The 23,964-nt window shown below is 74.2% G+C and carries 18 protein-coding genes, 2 pseudogenes and 1 riboswitch; of the genes and pseudogenes, 10 read left to right on the forward strand and 10 right to left on the reverse strand.

Going from position 1 to position 23,964, the window contains the following annotated elements; all coding sequences use genetic code 11:
* Positions 1 to 53: 53 nt before the first annotated feature.
* Both OG455_RS04765 and OG455_RS04770 read right to left on the reverse strand, forming a co-directional pair.
* Entirely contained in the window at positions 54 to 2,519 is a 2,466-nt protein-coding gene (locus tag OG455_RS04765) for a SpoIIE family protein phosphatase (RefSeq protein WP_266290528.1), read from the reverse strand.
* A 195-nt stretch (positions 2,520 to 2,714) separates the two neighbouring features.
* Positions 2,715 to 4,358, reverse strand: a complete 1,644-nt coding sequence (locus tag OG455_RS04770) for an APC family permease (protein WP_266290530.1) — start codon at positions 4,356 to 4,358, stop codon at positions 2,715 to 2,717.
* Positions 4,359 to 4,517: 159 nt separating this feature from the next.
* On the opposite strand from OG455_RS04770, the gene OG455_RS04775 reads away from it, so the two are divergent.
* The gene (locus tag OG455_RS04775; RefSeq protein ID WP_266290532.1) at positions 4,518 to 4,994 is read left to right on the forward strand and encodes a MarR family winged helix-turn-helix transcriptional regulator; all 477 of its coding nucleotides are present in this window, start codon (positions 4,518 to 4,520) and stop codon (positions 4,992 to 4,994) included.
* A gap of 74 nt (positions 4,995 to 5,068) precedes the next feature.
* Positions 5,069 to 6,778 (forward strand): MFS transporter, encoded by a 1,710-nt coding sequence (locus tag OG455_RS04780; RefSeq protein ID WP_266300659.1) that lies wholly within the window; start codon positions 5,069 to 5,071, stop codon positions 6,776 to 6,778.
* Positions 6,779 to 7,060: 282 nt separating this feature from the next.
* Here the strand turns inward: OG455_RS04780 and OG455_RS04785 are convergent, their stop codons facing one another.
* On the reverse strand, positions 7,061 to 7,822 hold the full coding sequence (locus OG455_RS04785; protein WP_266290534.1) for a TetR/AcrR family transcriptional regulator: 762 nt from the start codon (positions 7,820 to 7,822) through the stop codon (positions 7,061 to 7,063).
* A gap of 106 nt (positions 7,823 to 7,928) precedes the next feature.
* On the opposite strand from OG455_RS04785, the gene OG455_RS04790 reads away from it, so the two are divergent.
* On the forward strand, positions 7,929 to 8,876 hold the full coding sequence (locus tag OG455_RS04790) for an alpha/beta fold hydrolase (RefSeq protein ID WP_266290536.1): 948 nt from the start codon (positions 7,929 to 7,931) through the stop codon (positions 8,874 to 8,876).
* A gap of 101 nt (positions 8,877 to 8,977) precedes the next feature.
* Positions 8,978 to 9,550, forward strand: coding sequence for a YbhB/YbcL family Raf kinase inhibitor-like protein (locus tag OG455_RS04795; RefSeq protein WP_266290538.1), 573 nt, complete (start codon positions 8,978 to 8,980; stop codon positions 9,548 to 9,550).
* Between the two features lie 48 nt (positions 9,551 to 9,598).
* Here OG455_RS04795 and OG455_RS04800 read toward each other — a convergent pair whose 3' ends face one another.
* The 4 genes from OG455_RS04800 to OG455_RS04815 form a co-directional block, all read right to left on the reverse strand.
* Positions 9,599 to 10,942 (reverse strand): hypothetical protein, encoded by a 1,344-nt coding sequence (locus tag OG455_RS04800; RefSeq protein ID WP_266290540.1) that lies wholly within the window; start codon positions 10,940 to 10,942, stop codon positions 9,599 to 9,601.
* Positions 10,943 to 11,070: 128 nt separating this feature from the next.
* Entirely contained in the window at positions 11,071 to 11,529 is a 459-nt protein-coding gene (locus OG455_RS04805; RefSeq protein ID WP_266290542.1) for a hypothetical protein, read from the reverse strand.
* Between the two features lie 378 nt (positions 11,530 to 11,907).
* Entirely contained in the window at positions 11,908 to 12,333 is a 426-nt protein-coding gene (locus OG455_RS04810) for a PPOX class F420-dependent oxidoreductase (RefSeq protein WP_266290544.1), read from the reverse strand.
* Positions 12,334 to 12,520: 187 nt separating this feature from the next.
* Positions 12,521 to 13,108 carry a hypothetical protein gene (locus OG455_RS04815; protein WP_266290546.1) on the reverse strand — a complete coding sequence of 196 codons (588 nt, stop codon included), beginning with the start codon at positions 13,106 to 13,108 and terminating at the stop codon, positions 12,521 to 12,523.
* 249 nt (positions 13,109 to 13,357) lie between these two features.
* A riboswitch (cyclic di-AMP (ydaO/yuaA leader) is annotated at positions 13,358 to 13,519 on the forward strand.
* A 2-nt stretch (positions 13,520 to 13,521) separates the two neighbouring features.
* Here OG455_RS04815 and OG455_RS04820 point away from each other — a divergent pair.
* The 3 genes and pseudogenes from OG455_RS04820 to OG455_RS42210 all read left to right on the forward strand — a co-directional run.
* Positions 13,522 to 14,586 carry a transglycosylase family protein gene (locus tag OG455_RS04820; protein WP_266290548.1) on the forward strand — a complete coding sequence of 355 codons (1,065 nt, stop codon included), beginning with the start codon at positions 13,522 to 13,524 and terminating at the stop codon, positions 14,584 to 14,586.
* Positions 14,587 to 14,676: 90 nt separating this feature from the next.
* Positions 14,677 to 15,129, forward strand: a complete 453-nt coding sequence (locus OG455_RS04825) for a YchJ family protein (RefSeq protein WP_266290549.1) — start codon at positions 14,677 to 14,679, stop codon at positions 15,127 to 15,129.
* Positions 15,092 to 15,247, forward strand: a pseudogene (locus OG455_RS42210) (NUDIX domain-containing protein); the annotation flags it as partial. The gene OG455_RS04825 and the pseudogene OG455_RS42210, both read left to right, overlap by 38 nt.
* A gap of 130 nt (positions 15,248 to 15,377) precedes the next feature.
* On the opposite strand, the gene OG455_RS04830 reads toward OG455_RS42210, so the two are convergent.
* On the reverse strand, positions 15,378 to 15,518 hold the full coding sequence (locus OG455_RS04830; RefSeq protein ID WP_266290550.1) for a hypothetical protein: 141 nt from the start codon (positions 15,516 to 15,518) through the stop codon (positions 15,378 to 15,380).
* 131 nt (positions 15,519 to 15,649) lie between these two features.
* Here OG455_RS04830 and OG455_RS04835 point away from each other — a divergent pair, with 131 nt between their 5' ends.
* Positions 15,650 to 16,495, forward strand: coding sequence for an isocitrate lyase/phosphoenolpyruvate mutase family protein (locus OG455_RS04835; protein WP_266290551.1), 846 nt, complete (start codon positions 15,650 to 15,652; stop codon positions 16,493 to 16,495).
* Between the two features lie 147 nt (positions 16,496 to 16,642).
* Here the strand turns inward: OG455_RS04835 and OG455_RS04840 are convergent, their stop codons facing one another.
* Both OG455_RS04840 and OG455_RS04845 read right to left on the reverse strand, forming a co-directional pair.
* Positions 16,643 to 19,147 (reverse strand): serine/threonine-protein kinase, encoded by a 2,505-nt coding sequence (locus tag OG455_RS04840; protein WP_266290553.1) that lies wholly within the window; start codon positions 19,145 to 19,147, stop codon positions 16,643 to 16,645.
* Between the two features lie 390 nt (positions 19,148 to 19,537).
* A complete protein-coding gene (locus tag OG455_RS04845; RefSeq protein ID WP_266290555.1) occupies positions 19,538 to 20,080 on the reverse strand; it encodes an MOSC domain-containing protein in 543 nt (180 codons plus the stop codon).
* A 78-nt stretch (positions 20,081 to 20,158) separates the two neighbouring features.
* Here OG455_RS04845 and OG455_RS04850 point away from each other — a divergent pair.
* Both OG455_RS04850 and OG455_RS04855 read left to right on the forward strand, forming a co-directional pair.
* Positions 20,159 to 21,400: pseudogene (locus tag OG455_RS04850) on the forward strand (MFS transporter); the annotation flags it as partial.
* A 429-nt stretch (positions 21,401 to 21,829) separates the two neighbouring features.
* The gene (locus OG455_RS04855; protein WP_266300660.1) at positions 21,830 to 23,959 is read left to right on the forward strand and encodes an elongation factor G-like protein EF-G2; all 2,130 of its coding nucleotides are present in this window, start codon (positions 21,830 to 21,832) and stop codon (positions 23,957 to 23,959) included.
* The last annotated feature ends 5 nt before the right edge of the window (positions 23,960 to 23,964 follow it).

The raw sequence follows: 23,964 nt of genomic DNA on the forward strand, positions 1-23,964 counted from the left end.
GCCAGTCTGCCAGCCGGCGCCCCCGTCGATCCGGCCCGGCGGCTCAACGCCGCTTACTCCCCCGGCAGTTCCTGCTCCGTCCAGATCGTCTTGCCCGAGGCCGTGTACCGGCTCCCCCAGCGGTTGGTCAGCTGGGCCACCAGGTAGAGGCCGCGCCCGCCCTCGTCGGTCAGCCGGGCTCGGCGCATCCGGGGCTGGGTGCTGCTGCCGTCGGAGACCTCGCAGGTCAAGGTGTCCGCCCGGATCAGCCGCACCACGACCGGGCCGCCCGCGTAGCGGATCGCGTTGGTGACCAGTTCGCTGAGCACCAGTTCGGTGGTGAAGGCGAGGTCCTCCAGGCCCCAGGCCTCCAGCGTGGCGGTGGCGTCCTCGCGGACCTTGGCCACCGCCGCCGGATCCGGCTCCACCGACCAGACGGCGGTGTCCGCCGCCGCCACCGCCTTGGTGCGGGCCAGCAGCAGCGTGACGTCGTCGTGCAGGCGGGTCGGCGGCAGTCCGGCGATGATCCGCTGGCCGGCCTCGGGCAGCGGCAGCCCCTGGGAGCGGACCACGGCCAGGCGCCGGGTCAGCTCGGCCATTCCGGTGTCGATGTCGCCGTCGCCGCGCTCGATCAGGCCGTCGGTGTAGAGCGCGAGCACGCTGCCGGGCTCCAGCAGCACCTTGACCGACTCGAACGGCAGACCGCCCACCCCCAGCGGCGGGCCCGGCACCACCGGCAGGTACTCGGTGCTCCCGTCGGGGTGGGCGACGGCAGGCGGCGGGTGGCCCGCGCTGGCCACGGTGCAGGTGCGGGAGACGGGGTCGTAGACCGCGTAGAGGCAGGTGCCGCCGAACGAACCCGGCTCCGGCCTGGCCCGCCGGACGTTGCGGCCCTCCTCGTCGGGCGGCTCGGCCACCACCCCGTAGCGGGCCGGGTGCAGGCCGTCGGCCTCCAGGTCGTCGTCGCCGTCGGCCGCCAGCGCGGCCTCCACCAGCAGCTGGGCGACCAGGTCGTCCAGGTGGACGAGCAGTTCCTCCGGCTCCAGGTCCAGGTCGGCCAGGGTCCGTACGGCGGTGCGCAGCCGGCCCATGGTGGCCGAGGCGTGCAGCCCGTGGCCGGTGACGTCGCCGACCACCAGGGCGACCCGGGCCGAGGAGAGCGGGATGACGTCGAACCAGTCGCCGCCGACCCCGCCGACGGTGTCGGTGGGCAGGTAGACGCTGGCGGTGCTGACCGCGGCGACCGAGCGGACGGCGGGCGGCAGCAGGCTGCGCTGCAGGCCGATCGCGGCCCGGTGCTCGCGGGTGTAGCGGCGGGCGTTGTCCAGCGCCAGCGCGGCCCGGGCGGCGACCTCGCGCAGCAGCGCGGCGTCCTCCTCCTCGTAGGCGTCCTTCCAGCGATCGCGGCGCGCCGAGATCCGCCCGAGCAGCACGCCGCGGGCGCTCAGCGGGGCGGTGATCAGCCAGGCCTCGGCCAGGTCGGCCAGTGCCCCGGTCTCGTCCTGGCCGTCCGGGCCGACCAGCACCGTCTCGCCGTCCGCCCCGACCAGCACGGTGTCGCCGGTGGCGGGCAGCGCCTCGGGCGGTCCGGCGACGGCGGTGCGGCGCAGCAGCAGCCGGCCCTCGGGGTCGGGAGCGGGCTCCTCGCCGCCGAAGACGGCGGCGGCGACGTCGACCGTCACCACGTCGGCGAAGTTGCCGATCAGCGCGGCGGCGAGCTGCTCGGCGCTGTCGGTGACCGAGAGCGAGCGGCCGGTGGCGGCGGTGACCTGGTGCAGCAGCGCCAGCCGGCGGCGGGTCCGGTACTGCTCGGTGATGTCGTTGAAGAGCGCGGTGAGCCCGATCACCGCGCCGTCCGAGGACTGCAGCCGGAACGCCGAGATCGCCATCATCCGGCCGCCGCGCGGGTCTATCACCGTCCTGGCCAGCTCCTCGGCCAGCACCAGCGGCTTGCCGCTCTCCATCACCTCGCGCAGGTGCTGCTCGACGGCGGCGGCGTCCTGGGGCTGCAGGAAGTCGGAGAGCCGGCGCCCGGTGAGCGTGATCGGCATGCCGGAGTAGGGCAGCAGGTGGGTGTTGGTGCGCACGATCCGCAGGTCCTGGTCGAAGACCACCAGGCCGAAGCGGTCCTGCAGGAAGAGCTCGCGGGTGAAGGCCTGGTCCTGGCGCCAGCGGTCGGCGGTGCTCGCGGGGGCGCCGAGCACCACGTAGCGGGCGGCGGCGCGGTCGCCACCGGCCGCGCCGCGCAGGGCCAGCAGCCGGACCTCGATGGGCATCAGCCGCCCGTCACCGGTGCGCACGCTCACCCGCCCCGCCCAGGCGGCGCCGCGCTCGGCGTAGCCGTGCGGGCCGGCCGACTCCGCCGGCCCCGCCGGTTCCACCGGTGCCGCGAGCAGCTCGCGCACCGGACGCCCGCGCAGCACGGCCGCCGGGAGGGCGAGCAGCGCCTCGGCGGCCGCCGTGCAGTCCAGGATCCTGCCACCGCCGTCGACCACGACCCCTGCCACACCGTCGAGGAACGGGAAGCGGGAGTTGTCCATACCGTCCACCTCGCCCGGTCAAGCCCTCCCCTCATACTCCACCGGGACGCCGCCGTCGGCGCCCCGGCGCTCCGGACGGTCGCCGGGAGGGGTCAGGAATCACTCTTGGACCGACCGATCTGCCGGATCTGCCGGATCTGCCGAACCGACCGAACCGACCGGACCGACCGGACCGACCGGATCCGCCGGTCGCTCTCAGTGGCCGCCGGCGTCCATCATCTCGACGCCGGCGATGTTCCGCTCGATCTCGGCAGCGGGCAGCGCCACGGCCAGCGCCCAGTAGTAGATGACCAGCGAGAAGACGGTGATCACCCCGATGTCCCACCAGAGCGGCAGGTTCTTCTGCGCCCCCGCGCCGAACTGGCCCTGCCAGGAGGTGATCCCCAGCCCCACCAGGTAGACCGGCAGCCACTGGCCGGCCCGGAAGTCCATCCGGGGCGCCCTGGGCAGGTGCTTGGCCCTGGCGTATGCCGCGTAGGAGCCGAGCAGCAGGTAGCCGATCAGGATCGAGGCACCCAGCCGCCACAGGGTGTCCCAGCCGGCCCAGTAGATGACCAGGCCGGCGATGACGAAGGAGATCGGCGAGATGATCTCGCCGGCGGGCAGCCGGTAGGGCCGCTCCAGGTCGGGGAACCGCTTGCGCAGCACGCCGAAGGCCAGCGGCGCGCCCGCGTACATCAGCACCACCGCCGAGGTGATGAAGCTGACCAGCTTCTGCCAGCTGGGGAACGGCAGGAAGCAGAGCACCCCGGCCGCGTAGGCGATCAGCAGGCCGATCCAGGGCACCGCGCGCCGGTTGGTGGCCTGCATCGTCTCGGGGGCGTAGCCGTTGCGACTGAGGCCGTAGGTGATCCGGGAGCTGGAGGTGATGTAGACGAGACCGGTGCCGGCCGGCGAGATGATCGCGTCGATGTACAGCACGGTGGCGAACCAGCTCAGGCCGATCACGGTGGCCAGCCCGGCGAACGGGCCGCTGATCCCCTCGTAGGTGAGCGCGCCCCAGCCGCCGGTGATCGCGGAGTCCGGCACCGCGGCGAGGAAGGAGACCTGGAGCAGGATGTAGACCAGGCTCCCGATCAGCACCGAGCCGAGCACGGCGCGCGGGATGTCGCGGCGCGGGTGGGTGCTCTCGCCGGCCCACTGGATCGCCTGCTCGAAGCCGAGCAGCGCGAAGATCACGCCGCTGGTGCTGATCGCCGCGAGCACGCCGCGGGCGCCGAAGGGCGCGAAGCCGTGCGAGGTGAAGTTGTGCGTGTGGAAGGCGGTGCTGGCGAAGATGATGATGGTCAGCACCGGGATGGCGACCTTCCACCAGGTGGCGGCGCTGTTGGTGCGGGCCAGCCATTTGACGCCCAGGAAGTTGAGCGCGACGAAGACGGCGAGCAGCAGCGCCGCCACCCCGAAGCCGGAGCTGGTGAGCGTCGAGTCCTTGGCGTTCTGCAGGCCGTCCGCCCAGCTCCAGTGCCGGGCGTAGCCGATCATCGCCTGCACCTCGATCGGCGCGATGGTGGCGGCCTGCAGCCAGGTGAACCAGCCGAAGGACATGCCGGTGAAGCCGCCGAAGGCGTAGTGCGGGAAGCGCGCGGTGCCGCCGGCGACCGGGAACATGCCACCGAGCTCGGCGTGCACCAGCGCGAGCAGCACGATGGCGAGGGAGCCGACCAGCCAGGAGATCAGGGCGGCCGGTCCGGCGGCCTTGGCGGCCTTCTCGGCGCCGAAGAGCCAGCCGGAGCCGATGATCGCGCCGACCGAGGCCCAGAGCAGGCCGGCCAGACCCACCTCGCGGCGCAGGGCGTGCCTGGGGGACGAGCGCGGGCGCGCCGGTGCGGGCGATTCCATGGCTGCGGCCTCTCTGGCGGCGAGGTGGACATGCTGACGCTGCCTCAGTCCACCGGGTGGCGACCGCCGCGCGGGCCCGACGCGGCCGGACCACCAGTCGTCCGGCGTAATCCCGGAGGAGGTAGTTACATCAGATTGATTAAGCTATTGTTACTACCTATGACAACGACTTCACCACCCCCGGACCGGGCAGAGGGCCCGGACAGCCCGGACGACTCCGAGGAGCTCGCGGCCACCCTGCGGCTCCTCGTGGGCCGGATCGCCCGTCGGGTGCGCCAGTCCCACGCCTCGGGCGACCTGGCGCACTCCGAGGTGTCCGTGCTGGTCCGCCTCGACCGCGAGGGTTCCGGCTCGCCCGGCGCGCTCGCCGAGCAGGAGCGGGTGCGCCCGCAGGCGATGGCCGCCACCCTGGCCGCCCTGGAGGAGCGCGGCCTGGTGAGCCGCCGACCGGACGCCACCGACGGCCGCCGCGCGATCATGACGATCACCGGGCCGGGCCGCCAGGTGCTCACCGAGCGCCGCTCGGAGTCCGTGCACCTGCTGACCGGTGCCATCGACGCGGAGTTCACACCCGCCGAGCGGCAGCTGCTGCGCGAGACGCTGCCACTGCTCGACCGCCTCGCGGAGCGGCTGTGAGCGGCGCGAGCGCGCTGACCGGAGCGCGCGAGACCAGCGAGCGCTACAAGTGGGTGGCGCTCTCCAACACCACGATGGGCGTGCTGATCGCGACCATCGACAGCTCGATCGTGATCATCTCGCTGCCCGCGATCTTCCGCGGCATCGGCCTGGACCCGCTGGCGCCCGCCAACATCGGCTACCTGCTCTGGATGATCCTCGGCTACACCCTGACCACCGCGGTCCTGGTGGTCGCGCTCGGCCGGCTCGGCGACATGTTCGGCCGGGTGCGGATGTACAACCTGGGCTTCGTGGTCTTCGCGGCCGCCTCGCTGGCCCTCTCCCTCGATCCGCTGCACGGCGGCGGCGGCGCGCTCTGGCTGATCGGGTTCCGGATCGTGCAGGCGGTCGGCGGCTCGATGCTGACGGCCAACTCGGCCGCGATCCTGACCGACGCCTTCCCGGCCCGGCAGCGCGGCATGGCGCTGGGCATCAACCAGATCACCGCCCTGGCCGGCATGTTCCTGGGCCTGCTGGTCGGCGGCGTGCTGGCCACCATCGACTGGCGGGCCGTCTTCTGGGTCAGCGTCCCGTTCGGCGTGGTCGGCACCTTCTGGTCCTACCGCAGCCTGCGCGAGACCGGCACCCGCCGGCCGGGGCGGATCGACTGGGTCGGCAACCTGACCTTCACCGCGGGCGCCGCCTGCCTGCTGGCCGGCATCACCTACGGCATCCAGCCCTACGGCGGGCACCCCACCGGCTGGACCAACCCCTGGGTGCTGGGCGGCCTCGGCACCGGATTGGTGCTGCTCACCACGTTCTGCGTCGCGGAGACCAGGATCGCCGAGCCGATGTTCCAGCTGCGGCTCTTCAGGATCCGCGCGTTCGCGGCCGGGAACCTGGCGGCGCTGCTGATCGCGATCGCCCGCGGCGGCATGCAGTTCATGCTGATCATCTGGCTGCAGGGCATCTGGCTGCCGCTGCACGGCTACTCCTTCGAGCGCACGCCGCTCTGGGCCGGCATCTTCATGCTGCCGCTGACCGTCGGGTTCCTGCTCGGCGGCCCGGTCTCCGGCTACCTCTCCGACCGCTTCGGCGCCCGGCTCTTCGCCACCGGCGGACTGCTCCTGGTGGCCGCCTCCTTCGTCGGCCTGATGCTGCTGCCGGTCGACTTCCCCTATCCCGCCTTCGCGGCGCTGCTGCTGGTCAGCGGGATCGGCCAGGGGATGTTCTCGGCGCCGAACACCTCGGCGATCATGGGCAGCGTGCCGCCGGACCAGCGCGGGGTGGCCTCCGGGATGCGCTCGACCTTCCAGAACTCGGGCAGCGCGCTGTCGATCGGGCTCTTCTTCTCACTGATGATCGTGGGGCTGGCCGGCTCGCTGCCGCACGCGCTGGACACCGGGCTGCGGGCCCAGCAGGTGCCGGCGGCGACGGCGAGCCAGGTGGCCGGACTGCCACCGGTGAGCACGCTCTTCGCCACCTTCCTCGGCAACAACCCGATCGGCCACCTGCTCGGTCCCAGCGGGGTGCTGACCACGCTGCCGCCGGCCAACGCGCAGACGCTGACCGGCAACCGGTTCTTCCCCGAGCTGGTCTCCGGCCCGTTCCACCACGGCCTGGTCACCGTCTTCAGCGCCGCCGCCCTGCTGGCCCTGATCGGCGCGCTCGCCTCGGCGCTGCGCGGCCGGGGCGGCAAGGACGGCAAGGGCGCGGGAGGCGGCCCGGACGGCGCCGACCAGCGGCGGCCCGGTCCGCAGCAGACCGGTGCGGACCAGCCGGCGTCGACCCCGGGACGCGGCTGAGCGGGACATCCGTAGGCTGAAATGAATGTGATGCACAATCACATCAGCATCTGTTGATTTGACCGACCGGCCGTGCCAGGCTCGTCCCACCCCGCGGAGCACGGTGCCCGGTCCCCGGAAGGACCGCCACCGCCCGCCCCGGGACCACGGACGCCGAGCGGCCGCGAGCCTCCACCCCCGTGGGGTCCGCCGCCCGCTCGGCGCCCGTGCGTGGTCGGCCTGGACCGGGAACCCAATCCCCTGCCCGGTCCAGGCCCCCGCCCACCCCACGCCCCTCGGGCCCTACGACGCGATCACACCAGGCTGGAGCAGCCCGACCAGGATGCGGGTCACCACCCGGTCGAAGAGCTGTTCCGCCGGTTCACCGCCGGGGCCCGCCCCCTCGCCGACGCCATGGTCAGCGTCGGCCCCCGCGCCGGCCCCCTCCCCGGCCAGGGCGGCGGCCAGGTGGGGATGCCGGCCCGAACCGGCGGCCTGTGCGAGGTACTCCGCCTGCGCCCGCTGCCACTGCGGCACGGTCTGCCCGGCGAGGCGCTGGGCGGCCTCGGCGCGGGCCAGGGCCGCGACCACGGCGCCGAGCACGCCGATCGCCTCCAGCTTGGCCCGCGGGGTGGCCGGCAGGTCGGCGAGCGCGGCCAGTGAGCGCTCCAGATAGGTGACGGCGTGCGGCCCCAACAGGGCCCGCTGGGCGAGCGCGTCGAGCAGCCAGGGGTGATCGAGGTAGCGGCGCCTGCTCTGGCGGGCCAGGGCCAGCATGTCGTCGAGCCACCGCCCGGATCCGAGCGCGGCGTAGGAGATCTCGCCGTTGACCTGATCGATCATCAGCTCCAGCAGCTCCTCGCGGGTGGAGACGTAGCGGTAGAGCGACGCGGGACCGGAGCCGAGCGACTGCGCCACGGCCCGCATCGTGACGGCGGCCAGGCCGTGCGCGTCGGCCAGCGCGACACCGGCCGCGGCGAGGCGGTCGCGGTCGAAGGCGGGAGCCGGCCCTCGCCCCGAGCGTTCGGGGCGGAGCCAGATGCTCGGGACGGCCTGCTCGGACATGATCTCTCCTTTTCTGCGAACGCTGTATGCAGTACCTTAGTGGGCAGGTACTGCGAACGTCGATCGCAGTGGAGATACGGCTGAGTGCAGTCGAGAGGGGGAGTCCATGACCGAGGTGCGAGGGCAGCGCGCGTGGACGGCGACCAGGCATGCCGACAACGGCGCGGTGGAGGTGGCGTTCGACCAGCTCACGGGTTCGCGGGGCGAGCCGCTGCTGCTGATCATGGGGCTGGCCACCGCGCGGTTCTGGTGGCCGACCGGGCTCTGCGAGGCGTTCGCCGACGCCGGGTTCGCCGTGGCCCGCTACGACCAGCGCGACGCCGGCGAGTCGACCCGGATGCCGGACACCGCCGCCGCCAACCCCTTCAAGGCGCTCTTCGGCAAGCGCGGCGACGCCTACACCTCCGAGGACATGACCGACGACGCGGTCGCCGTCCTGGACGCGCTCGGCTGGGAGCGGGCGCACGTCTTCGGCCACTCCCTGGGCGGAGCGATCGCCCAGCGGCTCGCCCTGCGCCACCCGGACCGGGTGCTCAGCGTGACGTCCTCGGCGGCGCTGCCCAGCGACGTCTCCGGTCTCGGGGTCCTGCGCTACCTGCGGTTCGGCCTGCTGGCCAAGCTGGCACGCGCCCGGTTCCCCGAGGGGCGGGAGGGCGACATCGAGGCGAGCCTGGCGGTCTGGCGCGGCATCGCCTCCCCCGGCTACCCCTTCGACGAGGCGGCCGCCCGCGCCTGGGTCGAGGCCGAGGTGGACAGCGGCCCCCGGGACACCAAGGCGCAGAGCCGCCAGATCGGCGCCCAGTGGCACGGCCCCGCGTTGCGCGAGCTGCGCCGTCCGACGCTGGTGCTGCACGGCGAGCAGGACCCGATCCTGCGGGTCACCGCGGCCCGCGCCACCACCCGCGCCGTCGACGGGGCCCGGCTGGTCACCTTCCCCGGTGTCGGCCACGACCTGCCGGCCGCCCTGTGGCCGGCCATCGCCCGCGAGGTGCGCCAACTGGCCGCGGCGGCGCCCGCACCGTCGGCCGGCGGACCTCGTCCGGTCACCGCGTGACGGGCTCCGCGCCGGCGTTCATCCCCGCGCCCGTCCCCGCGCCCGTCCCCGCACCGGCGTTCACACCTGCTCCCGTCCCTCCGACTGACCAAGGAAACACCGTGGCGATTCTCGGAACCCTGCTGAAGAACAAGCGCGCCGGCGAAGCGAACCTGGCCTGGCACCTGCCCGCCCTGGCCGGCCCCGAGGTGCTCGACCTGTGGAGCCCCGTTCTCGACCACGAGGGCGTCGTCCCACAGGCCCACGTCGGCAAGCGCGCCGGCGGCGACAACCGCTCCCCCGCCCTGGTCTGGCACCGCGCGCCCGAAGGCACCGCCCAACTGCTGCTGGTCGTCGAGGACATCGACTCACCCACCCGCAGCCCGTTCGTCCACTGCCTCGCACTGCTCGAACCCGGTCTCGTCACGCTGCCCACCGGAGCCTTGAACGCGGGCAGTACGGTCCCGGGGGTGCGGGTGCTCCGGTCGGGCATGGGGCACGGCTACACCGGCCCCGAGCCGATCAAGGGGCACGGGCCGCACCGCTACGTCTTCCAGCTCTTCGCCCTGCCCGCCGCCCTCACCTCGGCAGCGGGCGGCGCGGCCCTGGAGCAGGCCAGGCCCGCGGACGTGCTCGCCGCCGCGGGCGGTCCGGCCCTGGGCCGCGGCCGCCTCGACGGGATCTACACCCGCTGACGCGGCGCACGCGGCGGAGGCGGACCGGGGCGCGACGGGCTGCGCGGGTCAGACCCCCGGAGCGGCGGGCGCCGTGGGGATCCCGGCCGCTTCCGCGAGCGTGTCGGCCAGACCCTCCCGGCGGATCCGCCGGTCGATGTAGAGCAGCCCGTCGGTCAGCGGCCCCACCGGCGCGAGCAGCAGCGTCGCCACACCCAGCGCGAGCAGCATCACGGCGATGAAGACGACCACGCCGAACGCGGAGGGCGCGCCGGTGGCCTGGTCCCCGTACTGGTCCATCTGGGCGGTGGAGCCGGAGACGGCCAGCGCCATCGATCCCAGCATCGAGGCCGGTACGCAGATCGCCTGGACCGCGAAGGACCCGAGCGCCCGCATCACCAGCGGGATGCCCAGACTGCGCCACCACGCGCCCCGGTTGAGCGCCCAGGCCCGCCGGATCGCGGCGATCGGGCGGCGGTCCTCCAGCACCAGCACCGGGATCAACAGGGTCAGCCGGATCCCGACGTAGCACGAGCAGCCCAGTGCGACCGGCACCAGCAGTGCCGCCAGCACGCCGAAGACCGCGCCGCTGCCGGTGGCCAGCCCGGCCAGCGCCGCCGGTAGCAGCGCGACCAGCACGGCCCCGAGCCCGCCCAGGCCGAGCAGCAGCTGGACGCCGAGCACGCGCCACAGGAAGGGCCGGGTCTGCGACCAGAGCTGCCCGGCCGTCACCGGGCGCCCGAGGACGGCGTGCCGCAGCACCGCCGCGCCCGACGTGCTCGCCACCAGCGAGAAGAGCAGGTAGCAGAGGAGCAGCAGCGGCAGCCCGATCACCACCAGGACGCCGACCGCAGTCGCCTGACTGTCGGTCAGCTGACCGTCCGGCTGGTCCTGCAGGCCCTGGAAGACGTGCTCGGTCGCCAGGTAGCCGACCACGCCGTAGACCGCGAGCAGCAGCGTGGCGACCAGCGCCACCCCGAGCAGGGGCAGCACGAGCGCCTTGACGTACCGGCGCAGCGTGGTGAGGACGCCGTTCAGCACCTCGCCGAGCCCGAGCGGGGCCAGCGGGATCACACCGGGCTTGGGCGGCGGGGGTGTGAAGCCCCAGGTGGCCCAGGGCGGCGGCCAGCCACCCTGGAACGGCGGGGGCGGCGGGTACGGGCCCGAGCCGGGGTACGGGCCGGGGCCGGGGTACGGGCCTGCGCCAGGGTACGGGCCGGGGCCGGGGTGGCCGCCAGAGCCCTGGTACGGGCCGGGGTACGGGGTGGGACCCTGCTGTCCGCCGGGGCCGGGGAACGGTCCGGCCGCCGGCGGCGGGACCGCCGCACCCGGCCAGTCCTTCGGCTCCGGCCCGCCGGCCAGGTCAGGCCCGCCGTCCGGGTCCGGCGCCCGCCACACGTCGTCGGCGCTCATCGTTCCGGCCTCCCCTTGTGCTGTTCCGCCGCAGGCCAGAGCCGTTCGGCCCGCGAGCCCCCGAGCGTACGGGAAGGCCCCGGACCGGCCGCCGCCGGGGCGCTCGTGCCAGGTCGGTCGGTACGCCGCTAACGCTCGGCCTCCGGCGCCCCGCCGCCGGTGCTGTACCAGTCCCAGGGCAGCGGCCCGCGGCGCGGCAGGTGCGGCTCGCGCGCGTTGATGGTGATCAGCGGGCGGTCCTTCCAGACGCTCGGGCTGTTGGACCGCCGGCAGAGCTCGGTGCGCGCGTGGTCGGTGTTGGCCACCAGGACCAGCACCGTCTCCTTGCGCAGCCCCTCGAAGGCCGCCGGGTCCGGGTCGTCCAGCACGGCGCGCAGCCGGGCCCGGTCCGCCAGCCGCAGCCGACCCCGGTTGCCGTAGCCCAGCGGGCGGGCCTCGGCGGTGCTCCTGGCCGCACCGCGGGCGAGGGCGAGCAGGGGCAGCAGGGTGGGGATCCGGCCCGGGTCGGTGACCGCCTCGCTCTGGGCGGCGCGGTAGACGGCCAGGCCGAGCAGGGTCCGCACCGCCTCCAGGTCGCCGCCCGCCACCCGCCACCCGCCACCCGGGGATCGTGTCCGGCGGCCCAACCGGTCAGCCCCTGGGCCCAGTGCATCGCCACGTCCAGGGCGGGCGCCTTGCCCAGCAGGGCGGCGTCGACCTCCCACCACCAGTGCGGCTCACCCTCCGCCCCTTCGACGGCAGGCTCCAACTCGTGCACAGCCCCACCTCGTTCCCGATGCGACCGCCGCTCCCCGGTCGGGGGCGCGCCCCTTCATCGTGCTGCGGCGCGCGGTGCCGTGTCCGCCGATCGGGCAAACCCGGGCGGCCGAGCGGGCCGGACTCCGGCGCCCCGCCCGGCCGTCGGGACGCCCGGGAACGGCCGTCGGACCCCCGGGGGCGTCCCTCGGGCCGCTGGGGAACGGCCGTCAGGGAGTCTGGCCGTACAGGTGCTCGACGTGCAGCTTGACCACCAGGCGGCGCTCGCGGACCATCGCGGCGCGGTAGTCGTCCCAGTCGGGGTGCTCGCCCTCCAAGGTGCGGTACAGGTCGATCAACTCCTCGACGGTGGCGTCGTCCTCGGCCGCCGCCACCGGGGTGAGCTCGGCGGTGCCCTCGGCGACCGCCCAGGTCCAGAAGTCCGGCGTGGTCGCGTACAGGCTGGCGCGCGGGTCCCGGGCCAGGTTCTTCGCCTTCGCCCGGTCGGCGGTGATCGAGACCCGGATCAGCTCCTTCGCCGGGTCGTAGGCGTAGCGGATGTTGGACAGCTGCGGCCGCCCGTCCCGCTTCAGGGTCACCAGCACGCCCGTGATCTGGGCGGCGAACAGTTCGCGGATCTTGGCTTCGTCGGCCATGGGCCTCTCCTCATCGGCTGATCAGCTGGTCGGCACCGGCTCGTCCGCGCCGGCAACTCCCAACCTAGCGGCGGCGGACGCGAGTCCGGGCGCGATCACCGCCGCCGGGAGCGGCGGACCTGACGCAGTACCGATCGGCGTTCCCGGGGTGACCGTCCGTAGCTACGCCGCGGTGTCAGCCGCGGTGTCAGCTGAATGCGATGGGACAGCCCCGCCGCAGCGAATGCTGAGCCGCACGCAGGTGGAGCGCGACGTAGAAGGTGCTGTCGAGATCCTCCGCCCAGGGCCCCGGCCGCGCGGCGGCGAGCTCCTTCGCCGCCCCGCCCATGAACCACATCGTCAGGTCGAGGTTGTCGCACATCTCCGGGACCTCGGCAGGCAGCTCGACCACTGCGGCCAGCCGCTCGGCAATCCCCAGCACCTGGGGAGCACCCGCGACCATCGTCTCGTCCGTGTAGCTGGAGCTGACCGGCAGCCAGATGTCCTCCTCCAGGGAGATCGGGACCATGACCGTCCAGCCGCAGACGGTCTCGATCTCCTCCCGCTCCAGATGTGCCTCGCACAGAGCCGTGAACCCGTCCATCGAGGGGATCAGCTTCTCCTCGAAGGACTGGCCAGAGCCGCGGACGAAGTCCGCCCCCTCAGGCACCGGCTCGTACGGCGCTGTCCCGCGCTTCGCCAGCTCCGCGTTCAGGGCTGCCGACGTCTCACCCCACCCGTCCTCATCCCCACCGAACCACTCCTCCGCGCTGATGCTGACCAGGTAGACACCCATGGCCGCAAGCTATGGCAGGCCAGTGACACAGCATTTCGCCGACGCCGCCCCGCAAACACCACGGCAACCAATCGCAACCCAGCGTGAACGGTCTCAGTACGGAGCATCGGTCGGCGACCGTGATTCGCGTGTGACGTGTGCGATGCGGGGTTGTTATCGAGGTGATGATCCGTCTAGTCTCCCCAGCAACCCGCCGCCGCGCGGGCACCCGGGGCCGGAACGCCGAGTCCTGCCCACCGCGCTCCCGGGACCACGACCACACCTCTGGGCAGGGGCGGGGGACCCAGGTTTCGATGCCGTCCCCGTACGGCTCGGGGTGAAGCCGTCCGCCGGATCCGTCCGCGAACGGCCGGGCCAACCTCCCGGTCCGAACCCGACAGCTCACCTCGCAGGCGTGCGGAGAGGGATGTTCGATGGGCATATCCGGAGTCTTTTCCGGTCCGGGCCGCCACCGCCGCCCCACCCAGGCCGAGCGCGCGGTGACCGTCGCGACCGTGGCCGGCGCGGGGCTGGCCCTGCCGCTGCTGACCGCGACCGGCGCGCACGCGGCCACCCCCGCCACCTGGGACACCGTCGCCCAGTGCATGACCAGCGGCAACTGGAGCACCGACACCGGGAACGGCTTCTACGGCGGCCTGCAGCTCAGCCAGGACAACTGGCTCACCTACGGCGGCGACCAGTACGCGGCGCAGGCCTCGCACGCGACCCAGGCGCAGCAGATCGCGGTGGCCGAGCAGCTGCTCGCCGCCCAGGGCCCGGCCATCTGGGGCACCTGCGCGACCACGGCGGGGCTGACGACGGCCGCGCCCACCCCGACCGCGCCGGTGAGCACACCCGCTCCGACGCCGACCGCGCCCGCACCGACCACGCCCACCACGCCCACCGATCCGCTCCCGACCGCACCGGTGGGCGCGCCCGCGCCCGTCAGCAGCGCGCCGACCGCGCCCACCCCGCCGACCGCACCGGTGACGCCGCCGAGCCCGGGCGCGCCCACCACCGCGCCGACCGCCCCGAGCGCACCGGCGCCGAGCACGCCGCCCGCCGCCCCGCCCACCGCCCCGGGCGCGACCGCGACGCCCGCGCCCGGTTCCAGCACGCCGGCGTCCAGCGTTCCCGCCCCCGCGAGCCCCACCTGGGCCGCCCCGGTGCCGGGCACTCCCGCCGCCACCCCGACCGTGCCGCCCGCGACCGTGCCGACCGCCCCGGCACCCGGCACCCCGGTGTCCGCCGCCCCGCAGGCGCCCGCGCAGCCCACCGCGCCCGGCACGCCGGCCGGCGCCATCGACGCAGCCGGCGCCCCCACCGCGACCCCGAGCGCCCCCGCCGCCGGCTACACCGTGCAGAGCGGCGACAACCTCTGGGACATCGCCCAGCAGCACCACCTCGACTCCTGGCAGCAGCTCTACCAGGCGAACCTCGGCGTGGTCGGCGGCAACCCCGACCTGATCCACCCCGGGCAGCAGCTCCAGCTGCCCTGATCCCCGGCAGCCCGGTGCCACCCGGCACCGGGCTGCGACCGCCGGTCCCCCACCGGCCCCCTACCGACCCCCGCCGGTCACAATGGACACATGTCACGACGCGCCACCAGGCCCCGCCCGACCCAGCGCCCCGCCGAGCCCACCGCCTGCCCGTGCGGCCTGCCCGCGAGCTACGCCGACTGCTGCGGCCGGCTGCACCGCGGCCTGGCCCCGGCGGTCACCGCCGAGCAGCTGATGCGCTCACGGTTCAGCGCCTTCGCGCTGGAGGACACCGCCTACCTGCTGCGCAGCTGGCACCCGCTGACCCGGCCGGCGGAGGTCGACTACGCCCCTGAGCTGCGCTGGCAGCGGCTGGAGATCCTGGGAAGCACCGAGGGCGGCCCGTTCCACCAGGAGGGCACGGTCGAGTTCACCGCCCACTACCGGGAGCGCGGGCACGCCGGCGCGATGCACGAGAACAGCCGCTTCGTGCGCCACGAGGGCGCCTGGGTCTACCTGGACGGCGATGTCGCCGCCGACTCCGACCCGGTGGACCGGCGATAGCCCTCGGAACCTGCTCAAGTCGGTCTACGACCCCGAGGTCTGGCAGTTCGCGGGCGGCAACCTGGAGGCCGGCGACGACCCGTGGCGGGCCGCCCGCCGGGAGGTCAGGGAGGAGACCGGGCTGATCCTGCCCGAGCACCCGGTCCCGCCGCCGCTCGCGCTGCTCTTCGCCGCACCGTCGGCGGGCCGGCCGTTCAAGGTGGGCGTGGTCTTCGACGGCGGCGCTCGACCCGGCGCGGCTCGCGACGCTACGGCTGGACCCGGCCGAGCACCACGAGTTCGCCGTCCGCCCGCTCACCGCCTGGCGCCGGGAACTGCGCCCGGCCCGGCTCGCGCTGGTCGAGGCGGGCGCCGAGGCCCGCCGCACCGGCCGCGCCGCCTACCTCCAACTCCCCTGACCGCAGCGCCTGACCACAACACACCGACCGGCACCACGACCCCGGCCGGTGGTGATAGGAAGTCCTGGTGGCCGCGCCCACCGCGGACACTCCGTCACCACCCGTGCGACCAGAGGACTCCCGTGCAGCTCTCCACCGAGGACCAGCGCCGCCGCGCACTCGCCTTCCGCGACCTCCACACCGCCCCCGGCGCCTTCGTCATCGCCAACGCCTGGGACGCGGGCACCGCGCGCCTGCTGAGCGGCCTCGGCTTCGCCGCGCTGGCCACCACCAGCGCCGGGCTGGCCTTCGCGCTCGGCCGGGCCGACGGCGCGAACCTGGTGGACCGCGACGAGGCGCTGGCCAATGCCCGGGCGATCGTCGCCGCCACCGAACTGCCGGTCGCCGCCGACCTGGAGAACGGCTTCGGCCGGAGTCCGCAGGAGGTGGCCGAGACGATCCGGCTGGCCGCCGCGACCGGTCTGGTCGGCGGATCGATCGAGGATGCCACAGGCCGGTCGAGCGAGCCGATCTTCCCGTTCGAGGCAGCCGTCGAACGGGTCCGGGCGGCCGTCGCGGCGGCCCGTGAGCTCGACTTCCCGTTCACCGTCACCGCCCGCGCGGAGAACTTCCTGCACGGCCGCCCCGACCTGGACGACACGGTGCGGCGCCTGCGGGCCTTCGAGGCGGCCGGCGCCGACGTGCTGTTCGCGCCCGGGCTGCCGGACGCCGAGGCGGTCCGCACCGTCTGCTCGGCCGTCAGCAAGCCGGTCAGCGTGATCGCGGCCGGCCCGATCGCCGAGCTGACGGTCGATCAGCTGGCCGAGCTCGGCGCCCGCCGGATCAGCGTCGGCTCGGCCTTCGCCCGCCTCGCGCTGGCCGCCGCGCAGCGCTCCGCCGCCGAGATCCTGCGCACCGGTGGCTTCGGCTCCTTCGCCGGGGCGGTTCCGATGGCGGAGATCAACGCCGTGATGGAGCAGCCGGCCTGATGGTTGGTCAGCAACCCGTCAGGCAACCGGTCGGGCGCCAGACAGACGGCCTGACGGGCGGCCTGACGGGCGGCCTGACAGACGGCCAGACAGACGGTCAGTGAAGTGTCGGGGCCGCTACAGGAACCGTCCACCTTCGAGGAGGCATCAGTGGCCTTCCTCGACATTCGCCCACGCCCTCGCGATCTCTGTCCAGGCGAACGCCCTGTCGGAGTCGTCGGTGATGTCGCGCGTGAGGCGTTCCGCGTCGGCCAGCAGTGTTGCGCCGAGGCCCGGGTCCGTCCTCTCCTGCTGCTCTCCTATCCGTGCCATTGCCTCGACGACCCGCCCCATCGAACCGCTCGCGGCATCCTGCGGGAGGCCGCGGAGGGCCCGGAGGGCCCTGTTCGCCGTCTGCTGGGCCCGGACGGGATCGCTGATGGCCAGGAGCTTGGCGACATCGGCCAGCACCCTCACGACCGCGTCCAGCGCCGGGGTCTTCCAGGTGTCGTGAGAGATCTCCTGCGCGAGGAGCTGAGCCTGGGAGACAACCGCCAGGGCCCGGTCGAGGTCCACAGGAACCTGCCGTCTCGCGATCTCCGCCAGATCCCGCACCACATCGCGCCGCGGAATGTCCCTGCGATCATGGGGAAGCTCTCGGCTGATGGTGGTCTTGGCCTCCTCCATCAGCTGGAGCGCGCGGTCGAGGTCGTGCCCGCCCAAGCTCCCCGCAACCCAGGACAGGGCACTCACCTCGTGCGTGACTGCCATGTGCTTCCACTCGCCGTCGGGCACGGTCCGGGCAACGCCCCGGACCTCGGCCACCAGGGACACGGCCTTGTCCGGGTCGGCAGACGCGACGGCGAACGCGATCCAGGCCAACGCCCCAGCCGTTTCCGTCAGCACCACGTTCTTCCAGGTGCCATCGGGTATGTCCTGGGCGAGGCGCCGGGTCCTGTCCGCCCAGGCACAGGCCCGGTCGGGGTCCCTGAAGGCCAGCTTTCGTGCGGTCCGCGCCCAGGCCTTTCCCATCTCGGAGCGCGCCCAGGAGCGCGTCGACCTGGTGAGGATCCGCTGCGCGGTGCGTTCGGCCTCGGCCATCAGCAGTTCAGCACGGTCGGGGTCGGCCTCGACCCACTGGCCTGCCACCTCGGCCAGCGCTTTGACGCGTTCGACCCGATCGGAGGTGGCGCGGGCCGCCCGCTCGGCCTCACTGCTGGGTGAGGCGGCAAGACTCACCTTGGCTTCGCCCGGAGAGGGAGGGACGGCCTCGGTGTGGATGGCTGCTACCCGAAGCTGCTGGGCGCGTCCGGGGTCGATGACGGCCATCGCGTCCGCGGCCCAGTTGAGAGCCACCGCCCACGCGTCCGTGTCCGGGAGGACGAGGCGCTCGGCGTCGTCGACGAGCCGTCGGGCTCGCTCGGGGTCGACGCGGGCCAGGCTTCGCGCGACCAGGGCGAGCGCCGGCGCCCGGTCGGCCTCCCCGAGGAGGCCGCGGGCGAGATGCTCGGCTTCATCAGCGAGGTGCCGGGCTCGGTCGGGGTCGGTGCCGGCCAGGCTGCTCGCGACCCCGGCCAGGACCGCCGGCTCGCCGAAACCGCTCGCCGGCGGGGAGCTGCGAATCAAGTTCTCGGCCTCGGCGGCGAGGTGACGGGCCCGGTCGGGGTCGGTGATGCTCACGAACTGTGCCACCTGGGCCAACACCCAGGCGGATTCGTCCACGTCGACCAGGCAGCGAGCGGTCTGCTCCGCAGCGGCCAGAGCCTCACTGAGGCGTTCTCGTCGGTGTGTGCCGGCATGGGGAAGGCCACCTTGGCCGTCGCTCCCGTCGAAGGTTGGTTTCCGAGAGCGACCAAGCATGGTCGACCGCACAAGTTCCCGGGCCTGTGCCACGGTTGGACGCTGGTCCGGGGACTTGGCCATCAGCTGGGTGATCAGGTCAGCGAGCCCCCCGGCGCGCTGCGGCGGGGATGGGCTCTCGAACAGCACGGCTGCCAGTGACGCCTCGAAGGTGCCACGGCGGAACGGCGAGAACCCCTCCACCGCCTGATACAGCATCACCCCGAGGGAGAACAGGTCACTCGCCGGGAGAGCGTCCTGGCCACGGGCCCTCTCCGGAGCCATGTACTCCGCCGAGCCGATCAGCATCCCGGTACCGGTCAGCGCGGTGTCCTGCTGGTGAACGGCGATGCCGAAGTCCGTCAAAAGGATCCGATCACCCGCCAGCATCACGTTCGCGGGCTTGACGTCACGGTGCACGATCCCCGCGTCATGCGCGGCGCCCAGGGCGCTCAGCATCGCCGAGGCAAGTGCGACGGCCCGGCCCACGGGCAGCGGGCCCTGCGCGTCCAGGTGCTCCTGCAGCGATGTGCCGGCGACGAGTTGCATGACGGTCCACGGAAGTCCACCGTCGATGACCACGTCGTGCACCGCCACGACGTTGGGATGGTCGCGCAGCCTCGCCGCGTTGCGTGCCTCGCGTGCTGCTCGGGCCAGCCGCTCGGCCTGCTCCTCGACGGACGCTGCGGGAGGCACCCGCACCGCCTTCACCGCCACGTTGACACCCAAGGTCTCGTCGTGGGCCTCCCAGACCTCCCCGAAGCCCCCGGCCCCGAGCTTCGCCGTCAACCGGTAACGCCCCGCGATCAGCCCACCCACCCGGTCTTCCTGCACCGCGATCCCCCACTCCTGTCACCGGCCGATCACGCGACACCATACGGAATCCGAACGAGCCCCGCTCGGCTTCGAGGCTTCCCCGGCCAGCGCCCTGGCGAACCGAGGGGCGAAGGCGGCGACGAACTCCGCCGACGTTCCGGTGCTGGACGGGCTGCCCAGCGCACCGTTCCCTCCGGGGAACCGAGTTGGGAGAGCACCGGCGCCGGCACGGTGCCGCCGGACCGGGCCGCGGTCCGGGCCGCGGTCCGGGCCGCGGTCCGGGCCGCGGTCGTGGCGGAATCAACGAGCGGTTGTCCTTCGAGTCCGTCCAACTCCGGGCACCGCGCGGCGATCCGTTCCGCGATCTCGGACGTCACCACGAGTGCGGAGAACAGCCGGGGACGGACGTCAGACCCGGTCGAGCGGCCGGTGCGGTCCGGCCGGGAGTTCGACCTCGACCGGGTCACCAGGGCGCACCTCGCCATCCTTCAGCACGACGCCCATGACGCCGGCCTTGCGCACCAGCGCGCCGGCGTCGTCGCGGTGCACCACCAGCTTGAGCAGTCCGTCCTGGAAGTGGTCGATCTGCGGGCAGGGGTTGCGCAGACCGGTCACCTCGACCACCGCGTCGGCGCCGATCCGCAGCAGCGTGCCGACCGGCAGGGCCAGCAGGTCCACCCCGCTGGTGGTGATGTTCTCGCCGAGGTCGCCGGGCGCCACCAGGTGGCCCTGCCGCTCGACCTCGGCGAAGAGCTCCTGGTGGATCAGGTGCACCTGGCGCAGGTTCGGCTGCGTGGGGTCCTGCCGGACGCGCGAGCGGTGCTTGACGGTCACCCCCGCGTGCACGTCGCCCTCGACGCCGAGCCCGGCGAGCAGCCTGATGCCCGCCCGGTTGGGTTTGGTGAACGAGTACTCACCGTTGCTGCCGACCGCAGTCACCGTCCCACCCATGCGCTCAGCATACGACCCGCTCATCGGCCCACTCGATGGGTTGCATTTCCAAACCCGCTAACGCTACGGTGCCGTGCCATGCAGATAGTTGGAAATTCAAACCATGACCGGCGAGCCGGCGCACCGGCCCGCGGCGTCTTCCTCGTGGTGGCCGCCGCCGTCTTCGTCTCCAACCTCGACCTCTTCATCGTCAACGTCGCGCTGCCCGCGATGAACACGCACTTCGCGGGCAGCGACCTCGCCTCGCTCTCCTGGGTGCTGAACGGCTACGCCATCGTCTTCGCGGCGCTGCTGGTGCCGGCCGGGCGGCTGGCCGACCGGGTCGGGCACCGGGGCGCGTTCCTGACCGGGCTCGGGCTGTTCACGCTCTCCTCCGCGCTCTGCGCGCTCGCGCCGGGGGTGTGGTGGCTTGTCGGCGCCCGGCTGCTGCAGGCGGTGGGCGCCGCGCTGCTGATGCCGACCTCGCTGGCACTGCTGCTGGACTCGACCGAGCCGGCCCGGCGGCCGGGGGCGGTGCGCGCCTGGGCCTCGATCGGGGGGATCGCGGCCGGGCTGGGCCCGGTGCTCGGCGGTCTGCTGGTGGAGGCCGACTGGCGCTGGGTCTTCCTGGCCAACCTGCCGGTCGGGCTGGCCGGACTGGTCGCCGGGATCCGGGTGCTGCCGCGGCTGCGCGGCCGGGCGGCGGAGCCGTGGCCGGACCTGGTCGGCGTGCTGCTGCTCACCGGCGCGATCGCGCTGCTGGCGATCGGCCTGGTCAAGGCGGACAGCTGGGGCTGGGCCTCGACGCGGGTGGCCGGCAGCCTGGCCGCGGCCGTGCTGCTGACCGGCGGCTTCCTGCGCAGGTCGGCCCGGCACCCGGCCCCGGTGGTCGAGCTGCCGCTGCTGCGGGTGCCCGTCTTCGCCGCCGCCAACGCGACCGCGCTGCTCTTCACGGTGGCCTTCGCGGGCATGCTGCTGACCTCGGTGCTCTGGTGCCAGCAGGTCTGGGGCTACTCGGCGCTGCGCACCGGCCTGGCGGTCGCGCCCGGCCCGCTGCTGGTCCCGCCGATCGCGCTGGGCGCGGGTCCGCTGCTGCGCAGGCTCGGCCACGGCCGGTTGGCCGCGCTCGGGCTGCTCCTCTTCGCCGCCGGGATCGCCTGGTGGGCCGTGGCGGCGAAGACCGCGCCCGGGTACGCGGCCGAGCTGCTGCCCGGGATGCTGCTGACCGGCGCGGGGGTCGGCCTGACCCTGCCCACCCTGATCGGCGCCGCGGCGGCCGCGCTGCCGCCCGCCAGGTTCGCCACCGGCTCGGCGGTCACCACGATGGGACGTCAGATCGGCGCGGTGGTCGGCGTGGCCGTGGTGGTGAGCGTGCTGGGCACCCCGCACCCCGCACTCCGCCGGGCAGGCGCTGGACGCCTTCCGGCACGCCTGGATCGCGATCGTGGTGGCGACCGGGCTGGCGCTGCTCACCGCGCTGCTGCTGGCCACCGCCCAGCGTCGGAGCGCGAGCCGCACGGGAACGGGCAGCGCGGGAACGAGCGACGCGGGAACGAGCGGCGCGGGAGCAAGCGCCTCGGAAGCAGGCGCCTCGGAAGCTGCGGCCGCACCGGCCCCGTCGAGCGCGCCCGCGGCCGCGGCCGGCTGAGCACCCGCGTCCTGCCGAGCGCCGCGCCCGCCCGCCCGGGGCCCGCGCCCCCGGTGGACCCGGGCCTGCCACGGTGGAAAGCTCGAAGGACGAGCCTTCCCGTGCGTCCGAGGAGCACCGGCATGTCCGAGCGAGCATCATCCCGGGCCGGCGCGGCCGGACGGGTCCCCGCCGCCGACGGGCCCGAGCAGCTGCGCAACGTCGTCCTGGTCGGTGTCAGCGGCTCCGGCAAGACCACGCTGGCCGAGTCACTGGCGCTGGCCGCCGGGGAGCTGAGCCGGGCCGGGCGGGTGAGCGAGGGCACCACCGTCTCCGACCACGAGGAGATCGAGCACGAGCAGCAGCGCTCGGTGCGGCTCTCGCTGGTGCCGGTCGGCTGGCGGGGCGTGAAGATCAACGTGCTCGACCCGCCCGGGCACGCCGACTTCGCCGGCGAGCTGCGGGCCGCGCTGCGGGCCGCCGACGCGGCCGTCTTCGTGGTCGCCGGGACCGAGCCGATCGGCGCGCCGGTGCTCGCGCTCTGGGCGCAGTGCGCGGCGCTCCGCCTGCCCCGGGCCATCGCCATCACCCATATGGACGCAGCACGGGCCGACTTCGACGAGGTGCTGAGCGCCTGTCAGGAGGCCTTCGGCGCGGGCCACCCCGAGTCGGTCCAGCCGATGGACCTGCCGGTGCGCAGCGAGGGCCGGGTGCGCGGCACGGTGGAGCTGCTCAGCGGCGAGACGCACGGCCAGGCGGCGCAGGAGGCGCAGCGGGCGGCGGTGCCGGAGACCGGCCCGGCCCGCGAGCGGCTGGTGGAGGCGATCGCGAGCGAGGACGACGGGCTGCTGGAGCGCTACCTCGGCGGCGAGACGCTGGACGAGGGCTCGCTCACCCGGGGGCTGCGCGGCGCGGTGCTGCACGACGCGATCCACCCGGTGCTGCCGCTCACCGAGGACGGCACCGGCGCGGTCGACCTGCTCGACCTGATCGTCACCGCCTTCCCCGCCCCGGGTGACCGGCCGCTGCCCGAGCTCGTCGAGCTGCCGGGCGACCCCGCCGGTCCGCTGCTGGCCCAGGTGATCCAGAACACCGACGACCCCTATGTCGGGCGGCTCAGCCTGGTGCGGGTCTTCTCCGGCACCCTGCACCCGGACACCCAGCTGCACGTGGCCGGCGCCGCGGCCGCCGAGGGCGAGGGCGAGGGCGAGGCGGCGAGGACCGGCACCGACGAGCGGATCGCGGGCCTGACCAGCCCGTTCGGCAAGCAGCAGCGCCCGGTCCCGCACGCGGTGGCGGGCGATCTGGTCTGCGTCGGCAAGCTGACCGCCGCCCGGGTCGGCGACACCCTCTCGGAGCCGCGGGAACCGCTCCGCCTCACCCCGTGGGAGCTGCCCGAACCGCTGCTGCCGGTCGCCGTCGAGGCCCGCAGCCGCAGTGACGAGGACAAGCTGGCCCAGGGCCTGGCCAAGCTGGCCGCGCAGGACCCGACGGTCCGGGTCGAGCAGAACCCCGCCACCGGCCAGCTGGTGCTCTGGTGCACCGGCGAGGCGCACGCCGGGGTGCTGCTGCACCAGCTGGCCGACCGGTTCGGCGTCCAGGTCGAGCAGGTCGAGTACCGGGTCGCGCTGCGCGAGACCTTCGGCGCGCCCGCCACCGGGCACGGCCGGCTGGTCAAGCAGTCCGGCGGCCACGGCCAGTACGCGATCTGCGAACTGCTGGTCGAGCCGCTGCCCGGCGGGAGCGGCTTCGAGTTCGTCGACAAGGTGGTCGGCGGCTCGGTGCCCCGGCACTTCATCCCCTCGGTGGAGAAGGGCGTGCGGGCCCAGCTGGAGCGCGGCGTGGGCGAGGGCCGCCCGCTGGTGGACGTCCGGGTCACGTTGGTGGACGGCAAGGCGCACTCGGTGGACTCCTCGGACTCCGCCTTCCAGTCGGCGGGCGCGCTCGCGCTGCGCGACGCCGCGAGCCGCACCACCGTGCGGCTGCTGGAGCCGGTGGCCGAGGTCGGCGTGCTGGTCCCGGACGAGTACCTGGGCGGGGTGTTCAGCGACCTCTCGGTGCGCCGGGCGCGCGTGCTGGGCACCGAGCCGGCCGGGCCGGGCCGCAGCCTGCTGCGGGCCGAGGTGCCCGAACTGGAGCTGACCCGCTACGCGGTGGACCTGCGCTCGCTCTCGCACGGCACCGGCTCCTTCACCCGGGCCCCGCTGCGCTACGAGCCGATGCCCGCCGCGCCGGCGGGCAAGGTCGGCAAGGTCGGCAAGGACCACGCCTGAGCGGC

The sequence above is a fragment of the Kitasatospora sp. NBC_01287 genome (genome assembly GCF_026340565.1).
Lineage (GTDB): Bacteria > Actinomycetota > Actinomycetes > Streptomycetales > Streptomycetaceae > Kitasatospora.

Coding starts and splice junctions, on each gene's coding strand:
- OG455_RS04765 (WP_266290528.1), bottom strand. CDS start 2,519: ATGGACAACTCCCGCTTCCCGTTCCTCGACGGTGTGGCAGGGGTCGTG.
- OG455_RS04770 (WP_266290530.1), bottom strand. CDS start 4,358: ATGGAATCGCCCGCACCGGCGCGCCCGCGCTCGTCCCCCAGGCACGCC.
- OG455_RS04775 (WP_266290532.1), top strand. CDS start 4,518: ATGACAACGACTTCACCACCCCCGGACCGGGCAGAGGGCCCGGACAGC.
- OG455_RS04780 (WP_266300659.1), top strand. CDS start 5,069: ATGGGCGTGCTGATCGCGACCATCGACAGCTCGATCGTGATCATCTCG.
- OG455_RS04785 (WP_266290534.1), bottom strand. CDS start 7,822: ATGTCCGAGCAGGCCGTCCCGAGCATCTGGCTCCGCCCCGAACGCTCG.
- OG455_RS04790 (WP_266290536.1), top strand. CDS start 7,929: ATGACCGAGGTGCGAGGGCAGCGCGCGTGGACGGCGACCAGGCATGCC.
- OG455_RS04800 (WP_266290540.1), bottom strand. CDS start 10,942: ATGAGCGCCGACGACGTGTGGCGGGCGCCGGACCCGGACGGCGGGCCT.
- OG455_RS04810 (WP_266290544.1), bottom strand. CDS start 12,333: ATGGCCGACGAAGCCAAGATCCGCGAACTGTTCGCCGCCCAGATCACG.
- OG455_RS04815 (WP_266290546.1), bottom strand. CDS start 13,108: ATGGGTGTCTACCTGGTCAGCATCAGCGCGGAGGAGTGGTTCGGTGGG.
- OG455_RS04820 (WP_266290548.1), top strand. CDS start 13,522: ATGGGCATATCCGGAGTCTTTTCCGGTCCGGGCCGCCACCGCCGCCCC.
- OG455_RS04825 (WP_266290549.1), top strand. CDS start 14,677: ATGTCACGACGCGCCACCAGGCCCCGCCCGACCCAGCGCCCCGCCGAG.
- OG455_RS04845 (WP_266290555.1), bottom strand. CDS start 20,080: ATGGGTGGGACGGTGACTGCGGTCGGCAGCAACGGTGAGTACTCGTTC.
- OG455_RS04855 (WP_266300660.1), top strand. CDS start 21,830: ATGTCCGAGCGAGCATCATCCCGGGCCGGCGCGGCCGGACGGGTCCCC.